This is a genomic window from Vibrio sp. 378, from assembly GCF_033339435.1.
Genome location: NZ_JAWOUO010000524.1, coordinates 1 through 719, shown reverse-complemented (window position 1 = coordinate 719; position 719 = coordinate 1). Strand labels below are relative to the sequence as shown.

Below are 719 nucleotides of genomic sequence, written 5' to 3'. Positions count from 1 at the left end.
CACTGTAATCTGTATCACGGTATTGGTAATACAAGCCCGTGCCAATCACATCATGCCATTGGTAATTGAAGCCGATTCTGTACTTGTTCTCGTCAACCACATCACTTCGGTTGGCCTGAATCTGTGCTGACACCATCCATTGTTCATTCAAAAGATAGTTTGCACCAATGGTCACCGCTTGAAGAAACTCGGTGTCAGAAGAAATGGTGCTATCCGTTTTTTCATCCGTCGCTTTCGCTTTCAGCGCACCAAGCCCATAAGTACCATAAACGTCCAGTTGGTCGTTAATCCCATAACGATAACCACCACCAAACAACAATCGATCCACACGTAGTGTTAGATCGTCAGGATGGAAAAACTGCGCTGAGTAATCAACATTAAACAACCAATTATCGGTGATGAGATAATTGCCACCCAATCCCAGCGTGGTCGCATTCGAGTTGTCTAGCCAATCTTTATTGGTCGTACCCGACCCCACATCCAAATAAATGTGCTCATACCCAAATTTTGCAGCTTGTTCCGCTTCCGAAGCGATACTGATTGCGGGCAAAACTACAAGAGGTACAAGCAATAACTGTCTCACCATCTTACTTCCTTTCATGAGAGTCACCTAAAAACTTAACTACAATTGGCAATTTCCATATTAGCCGAATTAACAAAACCTTGTCGCGGGAGATGTCCGAATCTTATGACTCAGTACGAAAAAGCGTGATCCAATA

Annotated in this window: 1 protein-coding gene; it reads right to left on the bottom strand. The window is 43.7% G+C overall.

Annotated elements, in window-relative coordinates; all coding sequences use genetic code 11:
• Positions 1–586: outer membrane beta-barrel protein (locus R7Q48_RS27310; protein WP_318133392.1), on the bottom strand; the 586-nt coding region annotated here is incomplete at its 3' end.
• Between the last annotated feature and the right edge of the window lie 133 nt (positions 587–719).